The organism is Limnohabitans sp. (genome assembly GCF_044361645.1).
Taxonomy (GTDB): Bacteria; Pseudomonadota; Gammaproteobacteria; order Burkholderiales; family Burkholderiaceae_C; genus Limnohabitans_A.
Map to the genome: position 1 here is coordinate 1 of NZ_JBIKIL010000153.1, position 7,974 is coordinate 7,974.

A 7,974-nucleotide genomic window follows, 5' to 3' on the forward strand; every position below is an offset into this window, starting at 1 on the left:
GCGCCGTCATCGCGAACAGCGAAACAAAAACTCCGTCATCGCGAGGAGCGAAGCGACGTGGCGATCCATAGATTGCCAAGCTTCGCTCGCGATGGCATCCTCTTGACCTCTGCATGAAAGGACACAGGTATGAACGACCTCGGCCGAATCGAAGACCTGCCACCCGACTACGTGCAGGACCTGCGCAACGTGAACCTGGTGCCACTGTGGCCCAGCCTGCGCGGCGTGCTGCCGCCCAAAGTGCCCACGCGCCAGACCCAGCCCACGTGCTGGGCCTATCGTGACATCAAACCCCTCTTGCTCAAGGCGGGTGAACTCACCCCAATTGAAAAAGCCGAACGCCGCGTGCTGGTGCTGGCCAACCCCGGCCATGGCCTCGACAAAATGCAAGCCAGTGCCGCCATGTACCTGGGCATGCAACTGCTCATGCCCGGCGAATGGGCCCCCAGCCACCGCCACACGCCCAACGCGGTGCGCATGGTGGTGGAAGGCGAAGGCGCATGGACCACGGTGGACGGCGAAAAATGCCCCATGAGCCGGGGCGATTTGATCCTCACCCCCTCCGGCCTGTGGCACGAGCACGGCCACGACGGCACCGACCCGGTCATCTGGCTGGATGTGCTGGACCTGCCCTTGGTGTATTACATGGAGGCCAGCTACCACATCAACGGCGACCGCCAAACGGTGCAGCCTGGCCGCAGCGACCTGCAATACGCCCGAGGCGGCGTGGTGCCCAGCCATGTGTTTGAGCGCAGCAAAAAGGCCTACCCCATGCTGCGCTACGCCTGGCAAGACGCCAAGGCGGCGCTGCAAGCGTTGGCCGCTGACGATGCGGGCCTTGAACAGGTGCAAGTGACTTACACCAACCCCGAAACCGGTAGCGACGCAGAAAACATCTTGGGCTTTTACGCCCTGATGCTGCGCCCCGGCCAAAGCCTGCGCCTGCCTGCCCGTTCACCCGCGCAGGTGTTCCATGTCATCGAAGGCGCGGTGCAAGCGCAAATCGTGGCCAGCACCTTCACCCTGGCCGAAGCCGACACCTGCTGCGCGCCGGGCTATGAAGCTGTGACGCTGAAAAACCCTCAGGCAGATAAACCTGCCTTCCTCTTCATCGCGGACGAATCGCCCCTGCACCGCAAGCTGGGGGTGTACGAAAACCGCGGCTGATCCACCTCTTCGTAGGAGCGGTCTCTGACCGCGAAAACCACCTTTTTGTAGGAGCGGTCTCTGACCGCGAAAACCACCTTTTTGTAGGAGCGGTCTCTGACCGCGAAAAACCCATCGCTGGCAGCTAAGCAAAAACTCCGTCATCGCGAGGAGCGAAGCGACGTGGCGATCCACCAGCAAGACATGAACCAAGCACTTCAACCATTCAAACCCTCAACTGGATTGCCACGCTTCGCTCGCAATGACGGATTCTTATCGCGAGGAGCGAAGCGACGTGGCGATCCAACAGCAAGCCATGAACCAATCACCTCACCCATTCAAACCTTCAACTGGATTGCCACGCTTCGCTCGCAATGACGGATTCTTATCGCGAGGGGCGAAGCACCCAAGCAACGCAAACTCGGCGCGTACAAAAACCACTGCCAATCCACCCCTTCGTAGGAGCGGTCTCTGACCGCGAAAACCATCGCGGTCAGAGACAGCTCCTACACCGCACACATCTGCACACCTGAACCACACACATCACAAATCCATGACCACTTACCTCTTCAGCCCACCCGCGGTTCAGTCCCTGCCCATTCGCGGCCAAACCAAGCAGTCTTCCAACGTGGACAAGCTGATCTGGAACATCCGCGAAATCATCGCCGACCTGTCGACCTACTACCACCTGCAACCCGGCGATTTGATTTACACCGGCACGCCCGAAGGCGTGGGGGCGGTGGTCACGGGTGACAAAATCACAGGCCGCGTCGAAGGCGTGGCCGAAGTGGCACTCACCATCGGCGCTGCAGAGTAAAACTTCAGCCAAGCAAACAAGTGCGGACCTCCATCACAATGCACAGATTGCCTCGCTTCGCTCACCATGACCAACACTGAACCGACCATGAAGCTCTACAGTTTTTTCCGCAGCGGCACCAGCCACCGCCTGCGCATTGCGCTCAACCTCAAGGGCATCGTCACCCAATACGCGGCGGTGGACCTGCGCGTGGACGAACAACAAAACGACGCCTTCAAGGCCATCAACCCGCAAGGCTTGGTGCCGGCCCTGGACACGGGCGAGCAGGTGTTGATCCAGTCACCCGCCATCATCGAGTGGCTAGAAGAGAAACACCCCACCCCGGCCCTGCTGCCCGCAAGCGCTGACGAACGTGCCCAAGTGCGCGCATTGGCGGCCATCGTGGGCTGCGACATCCACCCCATCAACAACCGCCGCATCTTGCAGACCTTGCGCAAACAATTTGGCGCCAGCGAAGACGCCATCAACGCCTGGTGCGGTCATTGGATCAGCGAAGGCTTTGACGCCTACGAAGCGCTGATCGCGGCCGACCCCCAGCGCGGTCGCTACAGCTTTGGCGACACGCCGACGCTGGCCGATGTGTATTTGATTCCCCAAGTCGAAAGCGCGCGCCGCTTCAACGTGAACATGGGCCGCTGGCCCTTGATCAGCGCCATCGACAAGGCTTGTGGCGAGCTGGAGGCGTTCAAAAAGGCTGCGCCCATGGCCCAGCCAGACGCCTGACGTCGGCCCACAGGACGTGTGCCACGCCCATCGCCCACGGGGGTGGGCTCCTACAGCATCAGGTTCACGCCGCAAACACCTCGGTGTCCACCTCACTGTTGGCCTGCGCGTTGTAGCGGTCACCAGCCACGGTGCGCTGGTTGATCAGGGCGTCCAGGCGGGCCAGCAAGCTCGCATCCAGTTTCACATCCACCGCTGCCAAATCGTCCAGCAAGTGCGCCACCGAAGTCGTGCCGGGGATGGGGATGATGTCTTCGCCTTGGTGCAGCAACCAAGCCAGCGCCAGCTGCGAAGGGCTGCAGCCCAGCTCTTGCACGATGGCGTGGTAAGCGGGCAAGAGTTTCAGGTTGGCGGCGTGGTTTTCGGGCGTGAAACGCGGCATGCTGCGGCGGATGTCCTTGGCGTCAAAGCCTGCAATGTCCAAAGCCGCGCCACACAAAAAGCCACGCGCCACCGGACTGAAGGCCACAAAGACCACGCCCAAATCGCGACAAGCCTGCAGCACCGCGATCTCGGGATTGCGCGTCCACAGCGAATACTCGGTTTGCAGCGCCGCAATCGGGTGCACCGCATGCGCTTTGCGCAGCGTGCTGGCCGACACCTCGGACAAGCCAATCGTCTGGATCTTGCCCTGGCGCACCAAGTCACTCAAAGCGCCCACGCTGTCTTCGATGGGCACTTTTTTGTCCCAGCGGTGCAGGTAATACAGGTCGATCACCTCGGTCTGCAAACGGCGCAAAGAATCCTCACAGGTCTTTTTGATCGTCTCGGGGCGGCCATCGATCACCCGCAGCTGGCTGCCATCGCTTTGCGTCACCCCTTGCATGCCGCATTTGCTGGCCAAGGTGAATTGTTGGCGGTGAGGTCTCAGGACTTGGCCCACCAAGCTTTCGTTGGCCCCAAAGCCGTAAAGGGCTGCGGTGTCGAAAAAGGTGACGCCTTGGTCCAAGGCGCTGAGCAAGACGCGTTCGGCCTGCTGGGCCGAGACGGGGGCACCGTAGGCGTGGCTGAGGTTCATGCAGCCCAGGCCAATGGCGCTGACGGCAAAAGAGGCGATGTGGCGGTTTTTCATGCCTCTATCGTACAGATCAGGCAGGCTCAAGCCGAAATCTCCAACCCGCCCCAGTTCTTGTCACACGCCCTGCACTGTCGCCCTCAGCCCTGCAGGTCAAACGCCGCTGAACCGATCCCGTCACCCTGCTGCGTTTTGCGCGTCCCAGCTGCATCTGAGCCCGTTGGCCATCTTGGCTTGCTGGTGGCGGGTGCCATGGCGGGCCACCCTTCCCGTCATCACAAGAAATTTTTGGTTGTCCCGGGTTTTTTCTGGACAGGGCCAGATCGAGAAGCAAACACCCCCCGCCCCATAGCCCAAGCCGACTCTGGCATGATCAAAGCCATGTACCTTGACCCCAAGAGCCCCCTGTGAACTGGCTCCAAAAATTGCCGGGCTTTACCCGCTCCCCGCCTGGTTTGGAGTGGGCGCTTTGGAAAAAACTGCCTTGGATCGCCCTGGCGGGCACAGCCTTGCCCCTGGCATGTGTGGCACTGGCTTGGCTGGCGGGGCCTGCGGCGCCCACACCGGCCGACGAACGCAGCTTGACCCAGTGGTTTTACATGGCGATCGGCGTGGTGCTGCTGCACTGGGCGCTGCTGCTCACCGTCGCCATTGGCTGCGTGATCGTGATGCTCATGAAAGGCCCGGCTTTTGTCGCCGACGGCTATGCCGTGCAACACACCGATCGCCCCGGCAGCGCCACCTCGGATCCTGTGCATGAAAAAAACTGACCTCCCCTCTGGCTTGCCCGTCCCACTCAGCGCAGCCGATCTGTCCGCCATCATCGCCATGGCATGGCAAGACGACACCCCGTTTGAGGCCATGGCCTTGCAGTTTGGCTTGAGCGAAGCCCAGGTCATCGCCCTCATGCGCGAGCACCTGAAAACCCGCTCGTTTCGGGTCTGGCGCATGCGGGTGCGAGGCCGTGCAGCCAAACACCAACGCCAACACCTGACACGGCAACAAAGCCAACACCCCACCCGACGGCACAACCCCAGCCACATGCTCTTGGACACGCACGCCAGCGCCGAGGCACTGGCGACCGAAGCCGACACCGCGCCGGGGCCCAGCACAGCGGCAGTCACACCGGCCTCGTTGCGCTGAACAATGGGCGCTGCGTCAGCGCACGACACAAGGGCCCGTCAAGCGCGACGGCGTGTGCCCGAGACCGGGTTTTGGTGTGCTGCACAAGCTTGCGCACCTTGGTGAATTTCGGCGGCAGCGGTCTTGCCTGCAGCGGTAGGCTGGTCCGTGGCTTCGCTGGCCGTGCGCTCAAACACCGAAACCTGCGGCAGCATGGCTTGCAGCACCGACTGCACCTGCAGCAAACGCGGGTCATCAGGCTGGGCGTCATCTGTGGTGTCGTTGATGCAAAAGAAATCGAGCGCACCAAACTCGGCCGCCAAGGCCTGCAACTGCGTTTGCTGGTCGGCATCGCCCGTTGATACGTGGCGGTGCCGGTAGCTGCGCATCTGCGCCAATCCATGCGCCAGCGCCCAGCGCAGCACAAAATCCGACACGATGGTGGGCTTGTCCCAACTGCGAAACACGGTGGAGCGCACCCCCGCAAACAACTCAGGGGCCGTGGCCTCCAACTCCCACAAAAGCGAGCGCCGCATCGGCCGGGGCGAATGGGCAAAGGTGCGGAAGGTGCTCCGGTACAACGGGTCTTGCTGGCGGTTGGGTGGCAAAACCTCACCAGCCAAGGCAACACGCGCTTGTGCGCGCAGCCACTCGATCGACAAGCGACAAGCGTTTTCTAAAGAGGTCGCGTCGGTGCGCATGGCTTCGTCAGAGACCGGCGGCTCGTCTGACCAAGTGAGGTAAAAGCCCTCAGGCGTGAACCAGTCTGCCGGGTTCAGCGGTGCCCCCAAAAACACGTCGTCATTGAAGTAAAAATACCGCTCCGACAAGCCGGGAATATGGTGAATCCACGACTCGATGTGGCCCGAATCAAAGGTTGGCAAAGAGGCCTCGGGCATCAGCTCGCGGTGGTCCACCAAAGTCAACCGGTCCGAGGGGCGCAGCCAGTCCGGCGCCTGTGCATCGGTGACGATGTACACATGGCCATGCTGCGGAAAAAACCGCTCGAGCGCCCGCAAGCTGTAGCGCAACTCGTGGTTGTCGCGAAACCGGCCCTCGACATTGCTGTAGCGCGCCATGGCCGCGCCCGTGTCGCTGGGCAACAGCGCCAAGGCCGCCTGCCGCTTGGCACGCCAACTCGAATCGTTGCCGTCTACCCACAGGTAAACCACATCGATCGGGCTGTCGTCAGCGTGCCGGGCGTCAACAGGCCCAGGGTTTGGCCTGCTGGCGTGGGCCTGACCGAGCGCCTGGCTTTGGCGGTAAAGAGAAGGATCAACGACATTTTTCAAGCCAGCAGTCTATCAGCGCCCTGCGGTGCCACTTCACAATACCCGCCCGGGCAACAGGGGCTGTGCGGGTCAGCGCGCCCAATGCGACACAAAGCACTCACCCAAGCCAACTACGAAGGCCTCCAGCCTTTTCGCACCGGGTCCATTTTCACCGTGAGCAAATTGAGCCAATCCGTCGTAAACCCCGACGACAGCCGCTCCTGCTTCATCCTCCACACCGGCAGAGCGCCAATGCCGCCCGCGCTGCCCAGCACCAGGCTGCCGCGTCCATGGCGGCGGTTGATTTGGTCCATGGCTTGCATCAGGCGGATGCGGTTTTCGGGCATGTCCGCATGAAGGTCCAGCGTCAGTTGTTGGCGGGTGGCCGGTTGCAGGTCCATCAGCATCACGCCGGCTTTGGCGTATTTGTAGCCGGGGCGGTAGATGTGTTTCAGGATGGCGCAGGCCGCTTGGGTGATGTGCGCGCTGTCGCTGGTGCCAACAGCCAACACCTGGCCTCTTATGTCAGCAACCACGCGAGCACTCCACCCAAATTGCAACCCTCGCACAGTCGACACCAGGCATGGCTACTCCTATTTCAGCGAGTGAAGAGTCCGATACAAGATAATCTAGCCTTGGCATAAAAAAATCCAATACATATGAACTACGATTCTGATCACTATCAAACACTATGTGTTCTACCAAACGCCGAACACATTGTGATCGTTGCAGCCTACAGAGCACTTGCTGGTCAATATCACCCTGATCGCTGGAAAGGCAACCAAGCTGAAGCGACTGCCAAGATGGCTGAAATAAATGTAGCTTACGGCATTATTGGCGATCCTGAGAAACGAAAAGCATATGACGATCAACGCAAGACTACACATGCGACATTTAATGAGTCAGAGGATGCCACAGATCAAGCATTTGACGATGCCATACAAGCTTTTGAAGACAGGTGGCAAACAGCATGTGATGTCTTCCCAGATCTTATAACCACACGAAAAAACTTAGAAAAGACATCGCACAAATTGGCTTTTGCTTTTGTCGTTCACCTTATCGAGAACAAGCCATTCAAAGTTAGAAATGAACTCGCTCAGGCAATGGAGCGCAATTTTTTAGAGCGCCACTTTGGTACCAACCAACAAATCTTGGATTATGCAAAAGAGCTTATCAAGTGGGGCTTCAAGGACGCCATTAAACGACTCAACGAATTCGTGGATGTACTTGGTAGTGATATCGAGTCCACCGCAATTATTAAAAGAATTGAAAACGAGTTTGGCCTTGCCGAAAGGCGCAAAGAAAAATACAAAGTTAAACCTTCAAAAGAACAAGATGATTATGCCGCTGTCCTCTTAAAAAGCACGAAGAGTAAGATGCTATATCAACCTTTATCAGATGAAACATTTAAGTACGCTAGACTTATGGGATACGAAATTGATTTTATTGCTGGTGGTTTTTTCAAGAGTGACCACTACAGCATTCACGCAAGACATAAAAAGGAAATACTTTTTGAAACAAACAAATGGGGAATAATGTGTCTTTGGATTAAAGATAATTTGGCTTGAAGCGTCGCCTGCACCCCGCCAGCAAGTATCCGCACCCAAGGAGCAGCGCAGCACGCTGCAGGTGCTGGAGATCGGCCGGGAGTGCATCGAGAAGGGCGTCCAGTTGCATGTCGCCAAGAACGGCATCGTCTTCGACAACACCATGCAATCGAGAATCGTCGCCGTCGTGCTGGCCCTGGTGGCCGCACAAGTTCGACACTTCCTGCACGTAAGTGATTGATTCGATTAGAAACCGAGGTCAAACCGCAGACTACAAAACAGGCTTGGCGAGGTCTGATGAGGTCGGCGGTGTCAATTCCAGGGCCGCAAACA

9 protein-coding genes and 1 pseudogene are annotated in these 7,974 nt (G+C 59.1%); 7 read left to right on the forward strand and 3 right to left on the reverse strand.

The genetic code is table 11. From position 1 onward, the window contains the following. The first annotated feature begins 129 nt into the window (after positions 1–129). The 3 genes and pseudogenes from ACIQ39_RS17500 (at position 130) to maiA (ending at position 2,686) form a co-directional block, all read left to right on the forward strand. Entirely contained in the window at positions 130–1,167 is a 1,038-nt protein-coding gene (locus ACIQ39_RS17500) for a cupin domain-containing protein (protein ID WP_396435868.1), read from the forward strand. 580 nt (positions 1,168–1,747) lie between these two features. Further along, positions 1,748–1,963, forward strand: a pseudogene (locus ACIQ39_RS17505) (fumarylacetoacetate hydrolase family protein); the annotation flags it as partial. A gap of 87 nt (positions 1,964–2,050) precedes the next feature. Further along, entirely contained in the window at positions 2,051–2,686 is a 636-nt protein-coding gene (maiA, locus tag ACIQ39_RS17510) for a maleylacetoacetate isomerase (protein WP_396435875.1), read from the forward strand. 64 nt (positions 2,687–2,750) lie between these two features. Here the strand turns inward: maiA and ACIQ39_RS17515 are convergent, their stop codons facing one another. Next, the gene (locus ACIQ39_RS17515) at positions 2,751–3,758 is read right to left on the reverse strand and encodes an aldo/keto reductase (RefSeq protein ID WP_396435876.1); all 1,008 of its coding nucleotides are present in this window, start codon (positions 3,756–3,758) and stop codon (positions 2,751–2,753) included. 350 nt (positions 3,759–4,108) lie between these two features. On the opposite strand from ACIQ39_RS17515, the gene ACIQ39_RS17520 reads away from it, so the two are divergent. Together ACIQ39_RS17520 and ACIQ39_RS17525 are read left to right on the forward strand one after the other, a co-directional pair. Next, the gene (locus ACIQ39_RS17520) at positions 4,109–4,471 is read left to right on the forward strand and encodes a hypothetical protein (RefSeq protein ID WP_396435869.1); all 363 of its coding nucleotides are present in this window, start codon (positions 4,109–4,111) and stop codon (positions 4,469–4,471) included. After that, positions 4,458–4,844 carry a TIGR03643 family protein gene (locus ACIQ39_RS17525; protein ID WP_396435870.1) on the forward strand — a complete coding sequence of 129 codons (387 nt, stop codon included), beginning with the start codon at positions 4,458–4,460 and terminating at the stop codon, positions 4,842–4,844. The genes ACIQ39_RS17520 and ACIQ39_RS17525 overlap by 14 nt, the downstream gene beginning before the upstream one ends. 38 nt (positions 4,845–4,882) lie before the next feature. On the opposite strand, the gene ACIQ39_RS17530 is transcribed toward ACIQ39_RS17525, so the two are convergent. Further along, the gene (locus ACIQ39_RS17530) at positions 4,883–6,115 is read right to left on the reverse strand and encodes a Stealth CR1 domain-containing protein (protein ID WP_396435871.1); all 1,233 of its coding nucleotides are present in this window, start codon (positions 6,113–6,115) and stop codon (positions 4,883–4,885) included. A 110-nt stretch (positions 6,116–6,225) separates the two neighbouring features. Beyond that, complete coding sequence (locus tag ACIQ39_RS17535) at positions 6,226–6,630, reverse strand: DUF4113 domain-containing protein (protein WP_396435872.1); 405 nt, start codon at positions 6,628–6,630, stop codon at positions 6,226–6,228. 123 nt (positions 6,631–6,753) lie between these two features. Here ACIQ39_RS17535 and ACIQ39_RS17540 point away from each other — a divergent pair, with 123 nt between their 5' ends. Continuing rightward, positions 6,754–7,662 (forward strand): J domain-containing protein, encoded by a 909-nt coding sequence (locus ACIQ39_RS17540; protein ID WP_396435873.1) that lies wholly within the window; start codon positions 6,754–6,756, stop codon positions 7,660–7,662. Between the two features lie 61 nt (positions 7,663–7,723). Beyond that, positions 7,724–7,882 (forward strand): hypothetical protein, encoded by a 159-nt coding sequence (locus ACIQ39_RS17545; RefSeq protein ID WP_396435874.1) that lies wholly within the window; start codon positions 7,724–7,726, stop codon positions 7,880–7,882. The last annotated feature ends 92 nt before the right edge of the window (positions 7,883–7,974 follow it).